19 protein-coding genes are annotated in these 16,334 nt (G+C 32.5%); 15 read left to right on the top strand and 4 right to left on the bottom strand.

Going from position 1 to position 16,334, the window contains the following annotated elements:
* Window positions 1–116: 116 nt before the first annotated feature.
* The gene (locus SHI72_RS22690) at window positions 117–749 is read right to left on the bottom strand and encodes a 4'-phosphopantetheinyl transferase family protein (protein ID WP_323491493.1); all 633 of its coding nucleotides are present in this window, start codon (window positions 747–749) and stop codon (window positions 117–119) included.
* Between the two features lie 371 nt (window positions 750–1,120).
* On the opposite strand from SHI72_RS22690, the gene ahcY reads away from it, so the two are divergent.
* The 14 genes from ahcY to SHI72_RS22620 all read left to right on the top strand — a co-directional run bounded on the left by ahcY (window position 1,121) and on the right by SHI72_RS22620 (window position 13,900).
* Window positions 1,121–2,437: an adenosylhomocysteinase gene (ahcY, locus tag SHI72_RS22685; protein WP_039111837.1), complete on the top strand. Its 1,317-nt coding sequence runs from the start codon at window positions 1,121–1,123 to the stop codon at window positions 2,435–2,437.
* 123 nt (window positions 2,438–2,560) lie between these two features.
* The gene (locus SHI72_RS22680; RefSeq protein ID WP_323491492.1) at window positions 2,561–3,187 is read left to right on the top strand and encodes a hypothetical protein; all 627 of its coding nucleotides are present in this window, start codon (window positions 2,561–2,563) and stop codon (window positions 3,185–3,187) included.
* A 141-nt stretch (window positions 3,188–3,328) separates the two neighbouring features.
* Window positions 3,329–5,647: a patatin-like phospholipase family protein gene (locus SHI72_RS22675; RefSeq protein ID WP_323491491.1), complete on the top strand. Its 2,319-nt coding sequence runs from the start codon at window positions 3,329–3,331 to the stop codon at window positions 5,645–5,647.
* Window positions 5,648–6,025: 378 nt separating this feature from the next.
* Entirely contained in the window at window positions 6,026–6,310 is a 285-nt protein-coding gene (locus SHI72_RS22670; protein WP_323491490.1) for a hypothetical protein, read from the top strand.
* Window positions 6,311–6,316: 6 nt separating this feature from the next.
* Complete coding sequence (locus SHI72_RS22665) at window positions 6,317–6,952, top strand: hypothetical protein (protein WP_323491489.1); 636 nt, start codon at window positions 6,317–6,319, stop codon at window positions 6,950–6,952.
* A gap of 55 nt (window positions 6,953–7,007) precedes the next feature.
* On the top strand, window positions 7,008–8,042 hold the full coding sequence (locus SHI72_RS22660) for a hypothetical protein (protein WP_323491488.1): 1,035 nt from the start codon (window positions 7,008–7,010) through the stop codon (window positions 8,040–8,042).
* 60 nt (window positions 8,043–8,102) lie between these two features.
* Complete coding sequence (locus SHI72_RS22655; RefSeq protein WP_323491487.1) at window positions 8,103–8,582, top strand: hypothetical protein; 480 nt, start codon at window positions 8,103–8,105, stop codon at window positions 8,580–8,582.
* A 33-nt stretch (window positions 8,583–8,615) separates the two neighbouring features.
* Window positions 8,616–8,948: a multidrug efflux SMR transporter gene (locus SHI72_RS22650; RefSeq protein ID WP_323491486.1), complete on the top strand. Its 333-nt coding sequence runs from the start codon at window positions 8,616–8,618 to the stop codon at window positions 8,946–8,948.
* A 41-nt stretch (window positions 8,949–8,989) separates the two neighbouring features.
* On the top strand, window positions 8,990–9,943 hold the full coding sequence (locus tag SHI72_RS22645) for a Fic family protein (protein ID WP_323491523.1): 954 nt from the start codon (window positions 8,990–8,992) through the stop codon (window positions 9,941–9,943).
* 33 nt (window positions 9,944–9,976) lie between these two features.
* The gene (locus SHI72_RS22640; protein ID WP_323491485.1) at window positions 9,977–10,450 is read left to right on the top strand and encodes a GNAT family N-acetyltransferase; all 474 of its coding nucleotides are present in this window, start codon (window positions 9,977–9,979) and stop codon (window positions 10,448–10,450) included.
* Between the two features lie 266 nt (window positions 10,451–10,716).
* Window positions 10,717–11,568, top strand: coding sequence for a methylated-DNA--[protein]-cysteine S-methyltransferase (locus SHI72_RS22635; protein ID WP_323491484.1), 852 nt, complete (start codon window positions 10,717–10,719; stop codon window positions 11,566–11,568).
* A 466-nt stretch (window positions 11,569–12,034) separates the two neighbouring features.
* Complete coding sequence (locus SHI72_RS22630; protein WP_323491522.1) at window positions 12,035–12,748, top strand: 2OG-Fe(II) oxygenase; 714 nt, start codon at window positions 12,035–12,037, stop codon at window positions 12,746–12,748.
* Between the two features lie 311 nt (window positions 12,749–13,059).
* Window positions 13,060–13,305 (top strand): Ada metal-binding domain-containing protein, encoded by a 246-nt coding sequence (locus SHI72_RS22625; protein WP_323491483.1) that lies wholly within the window; start codon window positions 13,060–13,062, stop codon window positions 13,303–13,305.
* Entirely contained in the window at window positions 13,292–13,900 is a 609-nt protein-coding gene (locus SHI72_RS22620; RefSeq protein ID WP_323491482.1) for an alpha-ketoglutarate-dependent dioxygenase AlkB family protein, read from the top strand. Before SHI72_RS22625 ends, SHI72_RS22620 begins: the two co-directional genes overlap by 14 nt.
* Window positions 13,901–13,995: 95 nt before the next feature.
* On the opposite strand, the gene SHI72_RS22615 is transcribed toward SHI72_RS22620, so the two are convergent.
* Genes SHI72_RS22615 through SHI72_RS22605 form a run of 3 tightly spaced genes read right to left on the bottom strand, consistent with a single transcriptional unit; the run spans window position 13,996 to window position 15,655 of the window.
* A complete protein-coding gene (locus SHI72_RS22615) occupies window positions 13,996–14,514 on the bottom strand; it encodes a GrpB family protein (RefSeq protein WP_323491481.1) in 519 nt (172 codons plus the stop codon).
* A gap of 33 nt (window positions 14,515–14,547) precedes the next feature.
* Window positions 14,548–14,868, bottom strand: a complete 321-nt coding sequence (locus tag SHI72_RS22610; protein WP_323491480.1) for an MmcQ/YjbR family DNA-binding protein — start codon at window positions 14,866–14,868, stop codon at window positions 14,548–14,550.
* Between the two features lie 31 nt (window positions 14,869–14,899).
* Complete coding sequence (locus SHI72_RS22605; protein ID WP_323491479.1) at window positions 14,900–15,655, bottom strand: NUDIX hydrolase; 756 nt, start codon at window positions 15,653–15,655, stop codon at window positions 14,900–14,902.
* A gap of 372 nt (window positions 15,656–16,027) precedes the next feature.
* On the opposite strand from SHI72_RS22605, the gene SHI72_RS22600 reads away from it, so the two are divergent.
* A complete protein-coding gene (locus SHI72_RS22600) occupies window positions 16,028–16,282 on the top strand; it encodes a hypothetical protein (protein ID WP_039111822.1) in 255 nt (84 codons plus the stop codon).
* The last annotated feature ends 52 nt before the right edge of the window (window positions 16,283–16,334 follow it).

Genomic DNA, 16,334 nt, shown 5'->3' with positions numbered 1-16,334 from the left:
GATTACTGAGACTAAATACTGCGACTATTTTTTACAACGCAGATTTTGATTTTACTGAATACTGCAACTGAAAACCGAGACTTTTTTCACTGAAACTGAAAACTAATTACTAAAAACTACTTCTCCAGCGCGTAGACTAAAGTAAAGTTTTCTATTTCTTCATAGTACACTACAAAGTCTTTTACCAAATCATCAAAATGTAGGCTTGCCAATGTTTTGTTTTCCTCCAGAGAGAAAGAATTTACACGAATATGGTCTTTAAAACTGATTCCTTTTTCATTTCGGATTTTGAAGATGGCTTCTTTTGCTCCCCAAATTACGGTGAGTTTTTTTATGTATTCTTCTAGTGCATCGGAATTTAAATAATCGAATTCTTTATCGACAAATTTATCGGCGATTCTTAGAATTTTTTCGCGTTGGAGTTCGATATCGATTCCTACGGTTTCTTCGCTAATAATTATTGCCGAAAAATTATGCGAATGGGTAATTGATATATGATTGTGGCAACTTAAATACGGTTTTCCGAATAGGTCGTAATGCAAATCCAGATCGGTAAAACCTGCTTCTTGCAAAAGCATACGTACACTTAAGAATCCTCGTTTATGCAAATCAGATTTCATTCCGTTTAAACGAAGTTGTGTTTTTTCTTTTAAAACTACTTTATCAAGCAACTCTTCGAAAGACTCGGTTATCTTCCAAATTAAAATTTGTGTTGTTGGGTTAAACTGTATTGTTTGATGTAAAGGCATTTGTTTTAATTGTGAATTATAAATTATGAATTATAAATTTTGCTCCTGTCGAAAATATTCTGAAGCCAAATATTTATAATTTTCTCTTTTGCTATATTAAGAAATAGAAGTTCATATACACTTGTAATCTCTTACGTTTCTAGCCCTGATGGTAACGGCATCCTATTGTGGCGGTGTTCGCCGCAATAGATATAGTGGACAGCAGGAAATAGCTTCATATTTTGACTATGCTCAATATGACAATTATATTATTTATCTAATGTTCAAAAGATTAAGTGATTAAACATTTCACAAATCTTTTAGAAATTAGTTAAATTATAAAGTTATTCCGTAAATTTGCAAAAAAATTTACAATTACAAATATACTATAAATGAGTACTACAACTATGCCTTTTGTGGCTTTCAAAGTAAAAGACATCTCTCTAGCGGCTTGGGGAAGAAAAGAAATTGAACTAGCTGAAGCTGAAATGCCAGGTTTAATGGCGCTTCGTGCTGAATATAAAGACGAACAACCTCTTGCAGGTTCTCGTATTGCAGGATGTTTACACATGACTATCCAGACTGCCGTTTTAATCGAAACTTTAATTGCTCTTGGTGCTGAAGTTACTTGGAGTTCTTGTAACATTTTCTCTACTCAAGATCAGGCTGCTGCTGCTATTGCTGCTGCTGGAATTCAGGTTTATGCTTGGAAAGGTCTTAACGAAGAGGATTTTGACTGGTGTATCGAGCAAACTTTATTCTTTGGTGAAGACAGAAAACCATTGAACATGATTCTTGATGATGGTGGAGATTTAACTAATATGGTTATTGACCGTTACCCTGAATTGGTTGCTGGAATTAAAGGTTTGTCTGAAGAAACTACAACTGGTGTACACAGACTTTACGAAAGAGTAAAAGCTGGAACTTTGCCAATGCCTGCAATTAACGTAAATGACTCTGTTACTAAATCTAAATTTGATAACAAATACGGGTGTAAAGAATCTGCTGTAGATGCTGTACGTCGTGCAACTGACTTAATGTTAGCTGGAAAAAGAGTTATCGTTTGTGGATACGGTGATGTTGGAAAAGGAACTGCTGCTTCTTTTAGAGGTGCAGGATCTATTGTAACAGTTACTGAAATTGACCCAATTTGTGCTTTACAAGCTGCAATGGACGGTTATGAAGTTAAAAAACTAAACACTGTAATTGCTAATGCTGATATCATCATTACAACTACTGGAAATAAAGATATCGTTCTTGGAGAGCACTTCGAGCAAATGAAAGACAAAACTGTTGTTTGTAACATCGGACACTTTGATAACGAAATTGATATGGCTTGGTTGAACAAAAACCACGGTGCATCTAAAATCGAAATCAAACCTCAGGTTGACAAATACACTATCGCTGGAAAAGATATCATCATTCTTGCTGAAGGTCGTTTAGTAAACCTTGGTTGTGCTACAGGTCACCCAAGTTTTGTAATGAGTAACTCATTTACAAACCAAACTTTGGCACAAATCGAATTATGGAAAAACAGTGCTGCTTACAACAATGACGTTTACATGTTACCAAAACATTTAGATGAAAAAGTTGCTGCTTTGCACTTAGCTAAATTAGGAGTTGAATTGGAAACTTTACGTGACGATCAAGCTGCTTATATTGGTGTTCCAGTTGAAGGTCCATTCAAACCAGAATACTACAGATACTAGATTAATTTAAGGAGTTTAAGATTATAGTCCCGAAGCTTCGGGATAGATTTTTAAAATTAACTGAATATTAGAACCCTTGCAGAAATGTGAGGGTTTTTGTATTATTGTAACAATCTAAAAAACATGAAAAATTATATTTTTATCATTATTTTTTTAATTGTGTCTATTGAATTAACTGCCCAAGGCAATTCTAAATATGAATTTCAAAAAGATAGATTTGATTTAGGAGAATCTTTTTTACAAAAAGGGCAAAATGAAAAAGCAATCCAATTATTTTTTTTTGCCTATCATATTATTCCCGACAACGAACTAGGACAAATTGCATATAAAAAATATGATTCCTTAAAATCAATCGTCAGAGAAAATTTGTTGAAAAACATATCTGGAAATTGGAAAAAAATTAGCACCGATTCAAATTGGGTTATGCCCGATGAAAATGGTTTGATTGGAGAAATGTTAACAATTAATTCCAATGAAATATTATTTTTTGAGCTTTACAAAAAATCGAAAGAATGGTGTTTCATAAAAACTGAGCCAGTGATTTTTTGTAAAAAAGCAGAAATTGCAACTTACATCGACTATGATTCTAACTTTACAGAATTTGTGTATAAAAATAAAGAAGTTTGGCGATATTCTATTGATGAAAATTCAGGGATTTTAAATGCTTATTTTATTGGTTTTGAAACAGAAAATGGAGTTTCTGAGATGATATGCGGTAATTCTCACTTTCAATATTTTAAGTTACAATAATTTATCTCTACAATTTATCAAAATCTCACCCAACCAGGCATAAAAAACATTTCACTCAAAAAATTGCACGTTTATAAATATCTACTTACTTTTAATAATTAAAATAAGAATCTATTTCTCAAATACTTAAATAGTACAAACTTGAAAAAAACAACTTTTTTAATCATCTTCTTATTTTTACTTATTCTCCCGCAAATTATTTTTTCTCAGGAAAAGAAACCTAAAGTCGTTTTAGTCTTAAGTGGTGGCGGAGCAAAAGGAATTGCACATATTCCGCTTTTACAAAAACTAGATTCTCTACACATCGTTCCCGATCTTATTGTAGGGAATAGTATGGGAAGCGTTATAGGAGGTTTATATGCCATGGGATATTCTGGCGATAGTATCGAAAAATTAACCAAAAACATTAATTGGGATAAATTACTTGGCGGAGGCCAATCGTTAAGATCTGTAAGTGTAGAGGAAAAAAGAGAATTTCAGCGCTATTTAGTTGGAATAGGAATTAAAGATAAAAAACTAAACAGTGTTGGCTCTCTATTAAATGATCAAAATTTAAGAGAATACCTTGCTGAATTAACCTATCCTGTATATAATGTTAAAGATTTTGACAGTCTGCCAATACCGTTTAGAGCCATGGCTACCGATTTATCCGAAGGAAAAGAAGTTATTCTAAGCAAAGGTAATCTTGCTTATGCCATGAGAGCCAGTATGTCTCTGCCAGCTATTTTTAAGCCTATGGCATATGAAAAAACAGTATTAGTTGATGGTGGTGTAATGAATAATTTCCCTACAGATGTTGCCAAACAAATGGGTGCCGATATTATTATTGGTAGTGATGTAGGTGGTGGATTGGAACCTATAGACAAACTGAACAATCTTGTGACTATATTGACACAAACCAGTATGTTTCCGAGTAATATTAAGAATCCAGCAAACCGAAAACTCTGTACTATCTTAGTTGATCATTTGCCGAACTTACGTTTTTCTACCGCTGATTTTACAGATAGCGATGAAATCTACAAAGATGGTAAAATCGCAACAGCAGAAAATCTTCCCGCTTTAATTGCATTATCCGAAAAATTAAAAGGATACACACAACGAATTCACGAATTACCAAACATGCCTCCAGAATTTGTTCTTGACACAATTGTTTACAAAAAAATTAGTCCTGAAAACCTTGCTTTGGTATTAGGAAGAACAAATCTTAAAACAAATACAAAATATACCACCAAAGATTTAATAGCAGGCATTAACAGAGCCATGGGTACCAATCTTTTTGATGAAATTACATACAGTTATTTCATCAAAGATGGCGACAAACTAGGAGTTACTCTATTTGGACATGAACGCGCCAAAAACCAACTCAACACATCCGTACATTACGATACTTACCGAGGCGTTGGAATCATTTTTAATTACACCGCAAGAAATGTTCTTGCCAGAGCATCTCGTCTTCTTGTAACAGTGGATATTGCAGAGCAGCCAAAAGCAAGAATCAATTTTCAGAAAAATTTCGGAAAAAACAGAGACTGGTGGTGGTCATCTGAACTTTATGGAGCTTTTTTAAGGCAAGAAATTTATTTTGATGGCAAAGCTTCAGATAATGTACTTTATAATTATTTTGAATTTAATAATGAGATTAACAGAAATTTAAATTCATTAAAAAGTTATTTTGGCTATGGTTTACACTATCAATACGCCAATTTAAAACCAAAATACGACAGAGAATACAATCCTAACTCGGTCGATATCACCGATTACTCCTTAAACAGTATCGAAGTAAACATGCATTATGCCTACAATAATATGGATAAAGTTTTCTTTGCCGAAAATGGAACAATTATAAAAGCAAATGTAACCCGCTCATTGTTAACGGATGTCTACACCTCTTTTAACGACCCAGATCAAACAAGCATATCTGGCGCAACCAATGGATATACAAAATTTGGTTTCAGCTTTGAAAAAAGAGCACTATTAAGAAAGAAAATTACAGGAATCATTGGCTTTGATTCTTATTTTGTTTTTGAGGATAAACTGAAAGATAGTCAAATCTCATATTCAGATTTTGGTTATGCTTCAAAATATTTCTTAGGAGGAATTATACCAAGTTCTGGTAGTAATCGTTTTTCATTTCCTGGCCTACATGAAGACGAACTCAATGTTTCACAATATATGGGCTTAAAAATTGCTTCTCAAATAAATCTTATGGGAAAAATCTATCTTACTCCCCATTTTAATATTGCAACTGTTGGGTTTGAATCTTTTGATAAATACATTAATAAGGCATTTAGTCCAAAAGGAAAATGGGATGATGGCTTCGACCCTAGCCTTGTAATATCTGGAGGAGCCGCGATTTCCTACCAATCCATTTTGGGTCCAATCCATTTTGATACTTCCTGGATAAATAATATCGACAAAGTAAGATTGTTTTTTAGTGTCGGATTATCACTAAATCCTTAAGAAAAATCGGGTTTCTTTTTTAAATCTAAAATTTATAATTTGGGCGTGCCACCATTAAAGAAAATACCCAATAAGCATTACGTTCATTGGGTATTTTCTTTAATGCTGTCGGGCTATCCGGGCTACTTTGGTAGCTACCTCCTATCCCTCACGCAAACAAAATCATCAAATTAATTTAAGACCATTCTTTTTACATACAGGAAGTAACTCCTAGATTATATTTATATATTAGCGATAAAACATTATTAGGATAAAGAAAATGTTTTAAAATCAAATCAAGAATTAGTTAATCATATCAACGTAATGAGCTTGAATATTTTAAAACCTCAACTATCTATAATGTAAATAAACCCGATTAGATTAATTACGATTAAAAATATGATTGAAAAAGTTATATGTGAACTACATGGTTCAAAAGATATGTCTTTTGCCTGTATTCATCTTGCAATGGCAATAGACAAAAAAGAAAAAGTTGGCTTTTTTTATTCCGAAGCCGAAGAAGATCTTCCGCAAATTGCCTGGTGTGGATCATGTGAGCAATGGTTACTCGATAACGGCGAAGAGTGGAATGAAGCATTTGAAAATTTAGCCGATTTCAAAATATTATGCTCCGATTGTTATGACGAAGCCAAAGAAATACAGTTCGGAACTGATAAAATATAAACAAACATGATTTCTACAAAAGACTTTAAATTATTACCTAATAAAAATTCACTCCAGAATATCTGCAAAGCAATTTCAGTTCTGGACGCTATTATTTGCCAAGAATGGGAATATCGATATTACTCCTACAACTCTAAATGGGGAGAAGGCGAAGAATTTTTCGAAATGAGAGACGGATCTGGAGATTTAATGAATATTCTTTTTCTCGAAAATCATTGCGTAATAAATGGTTTTGCACACGAATATCAGCATAACGAGAAAAGTGATTTGACTAAAAACCTTCCTGAGATTTATAATGACTTTATTTTTGGTGAGCCTGTTGCATCCTTTGGAACAACATTTTGTTTGTGGACAAACGAAACCGAGAATTGGGAAGTTGGAACGATTGAAGATTATAATGACAACTCAGCCGAATTACTAGCCATTTTTGATGGAAATCCGCAAACCTATATCAATTGGGCAAGCGAATATTTTGATGAATCCTATAAAGAAACCGGAATCCCATTAAAAACCGTAACCGAAATTTATGACGGTAAAATCTTGACCAAAGAAATGGTTTTGTCTATTGTAGATGAAATTGAAGATTGGGAATTACTAGAAGAAGATTTAAAAGAAATAAATTACGAATACGATTTTAAATAGATAAACAGCAATGAAACGCATTTTCCTCATCTATATATTTCTCCTTATAAACTGTATGTCATTTGCACAAAATAATGATACATGGACTTCCTTCTGGGACAAAGACACGACGCATACCGGATATAAAGATAAAAACGGCATTATAAAAATCGAGCCTAAATTTATGGGAATGACAATTGCCCATAAATTTGATGATATTATTGTTGTTTCCGAAGAAGAAAATGAAAGTTGGAAAAACTATTATCTAATAAAGACTGGAAAAATAGTTGGTCGAGATAGTTTGTATATATTCGACAATGGTCCTGATTGCGAAAACGAAGGTTTTATTAGATTTCGAGACCCGAAAACTGATAAAATGGGCGTGTTTAATGGTGATGGTAAAATTGTAATTCCTGCCGAATATAGCAGCATAACCAAAGTTATAAACGGAATGATTATAGCATTAAAAGGCGCCGAAAAAGTAAATGATAATCATGGTGGAGCTTGCAATCATTTTAGTTGGGCTGGTGGAAAGGATTATCTTATTGATACCAATAACAAAATCCTTATCGAGAACTTTGTATATAATGATGAGTTGAATTTTTATTCTTTGCAAAAATCAAAAGAACCAAGCTTAGACCCGATAAGAGAAAATTTCCTTGGTGTTGATGGACAATACTATTCATTTATAAATTATGATAAAGAATTTAAATTGTGGCTAAAAAACAGTTTGCTCTCAGATTTATCCAAAGAGAATTTACTAAAACATTCCTATGAAGAATTTTTCTATTGGAAAGAACCAGTTGGCTGGATAAATGAACCAAAAACTAAGTTCATTAATAAAAACTACAAACTCATAAAAGATAAATTGCTAGAACTTAGCAATCCTACTTGTGATTACTTTGTTACGACAGATGGCCTAAATCAATTTATCTACGAAGCAGACAAATACAATCAGTATTTTAATAATTGTAATGAATCCAAAGACTGGAAATATCCAATGAAGAGTATTATTATTAATCACCGTGATAAAAAAGATTCCACCCAAGATCATTTTGATTTCCTGAGAACCGAAAATGGATATCAATTAATAAGTGTTTCTATACGTTAAGGGAAACTTAAATAGTTTTTAGATTATTGGATTTTCAACATCCTTCTCAGCAAATAAATCATGACAAAAGAAGATTTTAAAATCAGTCTGGAAAAAGCCCTTGACGGACTTATAGATTTTACACAGGAAATGGTAATAAACAAATTACCACATGATTGTAAATTCATAATTAAAACTAATTGTTCATACGATGGAAATGAATTAGAAGACGATGAAGAAATTTATCCTGATGATAAAATCGATGAATCAAGCTCAATTAATCCTGCTACAAAGTCGACTGTAATAGATTATTTATGGCGAAATGGTAAAGTCCCACAATGGATTAATGTTCAGGTTGATAGTTGTGACCTAAATTTTAGCTACATTACATTAGAGTGTTGCGGAAGATATTCGGCTTTTTTAAATCATAAGGATGGACCTTTTCGTGGGTTAGGGCCTAGTATTCCCTATTGTTATTATGATCCAATTTCTGAAAAACTCATCCAAAAAGTTGATTTGAATGAAATAAAACAATATTCAATAAATTCTTCTTTTCACTAAAACACAAAGGTTAACTTTGTAAAAACGTGAATTATGAAAAACTTTTTATTTTTAGGAATTGCCATTATATTTGAAATCATTGCAACTTCAGCATTAAAAAAATCAGAACAGTTTACTCAACTTATTCCAAGCATAATAACTTTTATAGGATATGCAGGTGCATTTTACTTCCTTAGCTTTGCTATAAGAACAATTCCTGTTGGTGTTGCCTATGCTATTTGGTCTGGAGTTGGGATTGTATTAATTACTATTATCGGGGCAATATTTTTTAAACAAACTCCCGATTTACCTGCAATAATAGGATTGGCATTAATTATTATAGGTGTTGTCGTTATCAATGTTTTTTCTAAAACTACAACACATTAGATTAAAAAATAGTACTTTTGATAGTATCAAATGATACTATCATGAAGCCTCCATATGACATTACTCCAATTATATTAAAACTTATCAGTTCTATTTCTGAAAAAATTGGTGCACTAAACGCCGTTAATTTAGACAAGCAATCTCCTCAGTTAAGAAAACAAAACAGAATAAAAACAATTCATTCTTCTTTACAAATTGAAGGAAATACTTTGACAGAAGAACAAATTACAGCTTTAATAGAAAACAAACGTGTCATTGGTCCTGAAAAAGATGTCCTTGAAGTTCTTAATGCCATTAAGGTATATGAAAAATTAGATCAGTACAAATCAACATCATCTAAAAGCTTTTTAGATGCACACTCTGCATTGATGAAAAGTTTAATTCCTGATTTTGGAAAATATCGAAAACAAGGGGTTGGAATAGTAAAAGGTTCAAAAGTTACACATGTTGCCCCACCACATGACAATGTTCCTCATTTAATGAATGATTTATTTGATTATTTAAAAGATAAAGATGAATTAACTCTAATAAAAAGTTGTGTTTTTCATTATGAAATGGAGTTCATTCATCCTTTTTTAGATGGAAATGGTAGAATGGGAAGATTATGGCAAACCTTAATTTTAATGAATGAATATCCCGTTTTTGAATTTTTACCTTTTGAAACTTTAATTAGCCAGACCCAAAAAGAATATTACAAATCACTTGAAACAAGCGACAATACTGGAAAATCAACTCCCTTTATTGAGTATATGCTTGGGGTCATAAATACATCGCTGGAGAATTTATTAAACTACAACAATAGAACAATAAGAGATATAGACCGCCTGGATTACTTTTCGATGCTAGGAGTTCGTGAATTTACAAGAAAAGATTATATGAATGTTTTTAAAGAAATATCATCTGCTACAGCAAGTAGGGATTTAAAAAAAGGAGTGGAACTTAAGATTTTTAAAATTGAAGGAAATCAAAATAAAACAAAGTACATTTTACTATAAATTGAATTTCTTTATCATCTAATTACAAATACAATGAACTTCCGAAAAGCTACTATTTCCGATTTACAAGAAATGCAAGAATTGTATATCGAAACTATAAAACATGTTTGCAAAGACGATTATAATCCAGTCCAAATTGATGTTTGGATTTCGGGAGTTGATAATACCGAACGCTGGATTGAAGTTATTAATACACAATTTGTTTTATTAGCAATTATAGCAAATAAAATTACTGGTTTTGGAACTTTAAAAGATGGAAATTACATCGACTTCTTTTACATTCATAAAGAGTATCAACGACAAGGAATCGCTGATAGAATCTTAACCGAATTAGAACTTGAAGCTAAAAAATATCCTTACGCTTTGGGACAAAAAACCATAACATCTGACATAAGTATAACAGCAAAACCATTCTTCGAAAAGAAAGGCTTTATAGTAAAAGCCGAACAACGAAATATAAGATTAGGCGTAGAACTGATTAATTACAAAATGGAGAAGCAATTATAACACTAAAAGTCTAACGGAGTAAATCTCTCGCAAAGTCGCAGAGACGCAAATTTTTAAATCAATCTTTGTCGACGTACTTTACGCCCTTCGACTTCGCTCAGGATGACAATATTGCAGAAAACTTTGCGTCCCTGCGACTTTGCGAGCAAAAAACATAGCGTGCTTTGAGTAAATCTTAGCGCACTTTACGGTTAAAAAAACACAGCAAGTTTCGGATTTTATGACCGAAGAATCCTGTCGATATTTGTATTATAAAATTGAACGAAATGAATACACAGGAAAACATTAATTATAATCGCATTGCTGATGCAATAGATTATATCAAAGCTAACTTTAAGGAACAACCCAACTTAGATGAGGTTGCCGAAAAAGTGCATTTAAGTCCGTTTCACTTTCAGCGTTTATTTACCGAATGGGCAGGAACAAGTCCGAAGAAATTCTTGCAATATATTAGTGTCGAACACGCAAAAAAAATCCTCAAAGAAAACAATCAGGCAACTTTATCTGATGCCGCTTTCGATACTGGTCTTTCGGGAACAAGTCGCCTTCATGACTTATTTGTAAACATTGAAGGAATGACGCCAGCCGAATATAAAAACGGAGGTAAAAACCTAGAAATCAATTTCAGTTTTGCCGAAAGTCCGTTTGGGAATATTATTGTTGCTTCGACTAGTAAAGGTATTTGTTTTATGGCTTTCGCTGAAAATGAAGAAACTGGTTTTGAAAATTTACAACACAAATTCCCAAATGCTACATTCTCCCGAAAACTAGATTTGGTACAACAAAATGCGCTGTTTATTTTTCAGAATGATTGGAGTAAATTATCCGAAATAAAACTGCATTTAAAAGGAACTGATTTCCAATTAAAAGTTTGGGAAACGCTACTAAAAATTCCAATGGGACAACTCTCCACCTACGGTTCTATCGCACAACAAATAGAAAAACCTAATGCTTCTCGTGCAGTAGGAACTGCGATTGGCAGTAATCCTGTAGCTTTTCTTATTCCGTGTCATCGTGTAATTCAAGCTTCGGGAACATTTGGCGGATATATGTGGGGAAATACCCGAAAAACTGCTATTATCGGTTGGGAAGGCGTACAAGTAAATCCAATAATATAAAACTACACAACATATACATGTAGAGACGTACCGCAGTGCGTCTAACGTTCCGTATTTCTATTTACAATCTATGACGATAATCTTTGCGTAGACGCACTACGGTGCGTCTCTACAATAAAAACCGTAATCCCATAAATAATTCACATGATATATTTTTCACGCAGATTTAACAGATGTAGCAGATTTTTTCAAATCATTTTAATCCTTGAATCTGTGGCAAAAATTAGGACAATCTTTGCGTAGACGCACTGCGGTGCGTCTCTACAGAATGAAATTGTGGTAAAATATAATACATAATTTTTTTCACGCAGATTTAGCAGATATGGCAGATTTTAAATCATTTTAATCTTTTAATCTGTGGCAAAAAATATAGTACTCTTTGCGTAGACGCACTGCGGTACGTCTCTACAGATATACTGTATGTGAATGATTCTTCATGATAAATTCAATAACATCTAAAATTACCATGCAAAATATACAATCAAAAATTGCTTCTCTTAATTGGGAAAGCATCACCGAATCTATGCACCAAAATGGATTTGCAATAATTCCGAATGTGCTTAATAACGATCAATGTGAAGATTTAAAATTTGACTATTCAAATCCTAATTTATACCGAAAAACGGTCGTTATGGAACGTTATCGATTTGGTTTAGGCGAATACAAATATTTTAATTATCCATTGCCAGATTTAATCCAAACAATTCGAACAGCTATTTATCCTAAACTCGCTCCAATTGCAAACGCCTGGATGAAAGCATTAAATATAAATACGGTTTTTCCTGAATCTCATGAAAAACTATTAGAGCAATGTCACGCCAATAATCAATTAAAAGCGACTGTTTTAATTTTAAAATATGGCAAAAGCGGTTTTAATACCTTACATCAGGATTTATATGGGGATGTTTATTTTCCGATTCAGATTGTACTTTTTCTAAACGAACCCGATGAAGATTTTACTGGTGGCGAATTTGTATTAACACAACAGACTCCCAGAGCACAATCAAAAGCCATTGTTCTGAAACCAAAAAAAGGTGATATTCTAGTTTTTACCACCAATTTTAGACCTGTAAAAGGTTCTAAAGGTTATTACCGCGTTAATATGAAACATGGTGTTAGTGAGATTCATTCTGGCGAACGACATACGCTGGGGATTATTTTTCATGATGCGTTGAGTTAAGGTACAAAGGTACTGAGGTACTAAGGCACAAAGGTTTTAACATACAGCATGTCTGTAGAGACGCACCGCAGTGCGTCTACGCAAAGATTGGTCCTCATAGATTAATTACGTGATGTTAGACGCACTGCGGTGCGTCTCTACAGGATAAAAATTGCGGTAAAATATAATACATAATTTTTTTCACGCAGATTTAGCAGATATGGCAGATTTATAAATCATTCTAATCCTTTTAATCTGTGGCAAAAAATAGGGTAATCTTTGCCTAGACGCACTGCGGTGCGTCTCTACGGTAAAACAAACGTATAAAAGAAATGATTCAACACAATAAAATTTCCGATTCAGATCTCCGGAATAAAATTAAAAATGCAGAAATTTGCTTTGGTGGAAACCGAAAGCTAAAAATTTACGGAACTTTAAAATGTTCTTCTGGTAAAAGAATGAAACATGAAAATCGGGTTTTCTTTTTATCCGAAGATGAAGCTCAACAAAATGGCTTTAGACCCTGTGGTCATTGTATGAAAGCTGAATATAAAAACTGGAAAGATGGACTTATTTAATCCCGAAATAGACGAAACGACCAATTTATTACCTAAAGACGGAACTGTAAATTATTATGGTAAACTATTTTCCAGAGAAAATTCAAATCACTATCGAGATATATTACTCAATACTATCGAATGGAGAAATGACGAAGCAATTATCTTTGGGAAATTAATAATTACAAAACGTAAAGTGGCTTGGTATGGCGATTCCTCTTTTGAATACACTTATTCTAACACTACAAAAAAGGCGCTTCCGTGGACTAAAGAATTATTAGAATTAAAAAAAGTTATCGAAGAAAAAACCGGAGAAGCCTTTAATTCTTGTTTGCTTAATTTATATCATTCTGGCGACGAAGGAATGGCGTGGCACAGCGATGCCGAAAAAGATTTGAAAAAGAATGGTGCTATTGCTTCGGTAAGTTTTGGAGCGGAACGAAAGTTTGCCTTTAAACATAAAGAAACTAAAGAAACCGTTTCTTTAATCTTAGAACATGGTAGTTTATTGGTCATGAAAGATACTACACAAACCCATTGGTTGCACCGATTACCTCCAACTAAAACAACATCTAAACCTAGAGTAAACCTGACTTTTAGAACTATAGTCGAGTAATTTTTTAAACCATTAAAAGATTAAGATTCATTAAGTATGTGAATCAAGGATTGGGTTTTGTATTAAGCATAAATTCTTAATCTCATGATACTAAATTATAACCCACATTTTTTGTAGATATCTAATATTACTGATTCTTTTCCTAAAAGATAATTATCTATATCGTGAGGGAATTTTTCGGCCATTTCTATTTTTATCTGGCTATATCTGTCCCTTTCGTCTGCATCTGTGCGTAGGTAATTTCGAAAAGTGACATGGCGTTTTAACTCACTCGACTCTTTGTTGCATACATATAAATGATGCTCCATAAGGTGTTCCTTATTTTTATAGCTAAAGGCATCTCGACCATCAATACCTAAATTACCTACATGTTCATAACCTATCTCTTTTAGTTTCTGTTTTACAATCAGAAACCTATCGTTTTCGATTACAATATCTATATCTATAATCGGTTTTGCGTGTAAACCTTCTACAGATGTACTACCTACATGTTCAATTGATAATACCTCATCTTTTAAAACAACGAGTAATTCTCTTTCGATTTTTTTAAATTCATCCGCCCAATTAGGATTGTACGGAACGACAATTATATTCCAATTTTCAGCACCTATCATATAGCTATTTTTTGCAAATATAATAATTGGTTATTAACGCTTCTTAGGTAAAACATTATTATAGGAAACTGACAATGCATCTTGTAGCATTGGCTCTGGAACTTTGGCAAGATCTACAATTGTCCAGCCTTGTTCTCCCCATTTATTAGGTACGGGATAAAAGAATTTTTCACTTGAAGCGCAAAAAACAGATTGTTCGATTTCATTAAACTTCAATACTCCTTGGTTTTTATTTACATCGAGTGTTGCAAATATTTTCTTCTTCACCCGAAAAGAAGTCTTTTCAAAATGCGGTTCTTCGGTTGCTTCTGAGAATGATAGAGCTAACTTTCTAAATGTTTCAATCGATACCATGATAGCTTATTTTAAAGTTAAACTCTAATTTTTACCAACCTTGATTTAGTCCATTTTTAAGAACCTCATCATATTTATCTTTATCAAAAGTATATAAATTTGGAGCTTTGTGTGCTACATTACTTTTCTTTTCGTCGAGCTTATTCAAAATTCCGATATTGGTTATTTTTCGGAGAAAGTTTCTTCTATCGAGTTTTCTATCCAAAATCGTTTCATATAATTTTTGAAGCTCCGGAATCGTAAATTTTTCAGGCAACAAATTATATCCTACTGGTATTAAATTCAACTCATTTCGGAGTGTAATCAAAGCTTTATCTAGAATTTCTTTGTGATCCAAGATTAATTCTGGAACTTCTTTGTGATCAACCCACTCTATTAATTCTTCTTTTTTATTTTGTTGCGGAACGGTTTGCAAAAAATCGACCAAGGCATAATATCCTACGGTTACAAATCGTTGCGAAAGCCATTTTCCTGCCTCTCTGGGAATTTTTAGATGGTCTAAAATTGCATTACCAAAATGCTTGTCGTTTCTTTTTACTTTACCAAAAGTAGCAAATTGTCTCAAAAAAATACCTTCTACTCCTGTCCTGATTTTAAGTACTCTTACTGCTGCATCATCTATATCTTCATTTATAGGAACAAATCCGCCGGGCAATGACCATTTATTTTCATACGGGGTTTTAATTAGCAAAACTTTTAGCTGATTATCATGAAATCCAAAAATCACACAATCTATAGAAAGTCCTGGCTGATAGTCTTCATGAGTATATATAGTGGTATTTATCATGCATTTATTATTTGTTCAAATTTTATCCAACATAAAATAAATGTGCAATTTAGCTTATTTTCAATAAACGAAAATCAATCTTATTTTCTAACATCGTTTTTACAATTAAAACAGGCTATAGCACAGATTTTTTATGCTTTAAAAAATCATAAATTAATGTCAAATTTACAATCAAATATAAAACGACTTAAAAAAAATAAGTACATTGCGTCATAATAACACATTTAATACTTCGCTTGTTATTTTTCTTCAAAAAAAACAATTAATAAGCTAATTATAAGGTATTAATGTCCAGTTAAAAAAATTACTGTTCTGTAACAAAAAAATAAAAAGGCAGTCATATAATTAATTGAAAACATAACTAATTGTATTATGAGCATCCCAACTCTAGAAAAACTGAACAAGAAGCTTATTAGAAAAATATGTTCTTCTTTCGGATTAGTATCAAAAAACGACCTTTTAGAAGAATCGTTAAAATATAGCATTAAGCAGGAAAAAATTTCCGATCAACTTTTGAGTAATGTTGACTCAAAAGACAAAAAAGCAAAAAAAGATGCTTACGAACAAGCCATAAATGAATCCTATAAAGGAATTGGAGTTATGGATTTTATGAATACTTTAAAATAAAAAACGGGCAAAATATATATTTTGCCCGTTTTTTATTATTTGAAAATTGCTG

The sequence above is a fragment of the Flavobacterium sp. PL02 genome (assembly GCF_035013205.1).
Lineage (GTDB): Bacteria > Bacteroidota > Bacteroidia > Flavobacteriales > Flavobacteriaceae > Flavobacterium.
The sequence above is the reverse complement of the archived record's forward strand: the minus strand, read 5'-3'. Positions and strand labels throughout refer to the sequence as shown.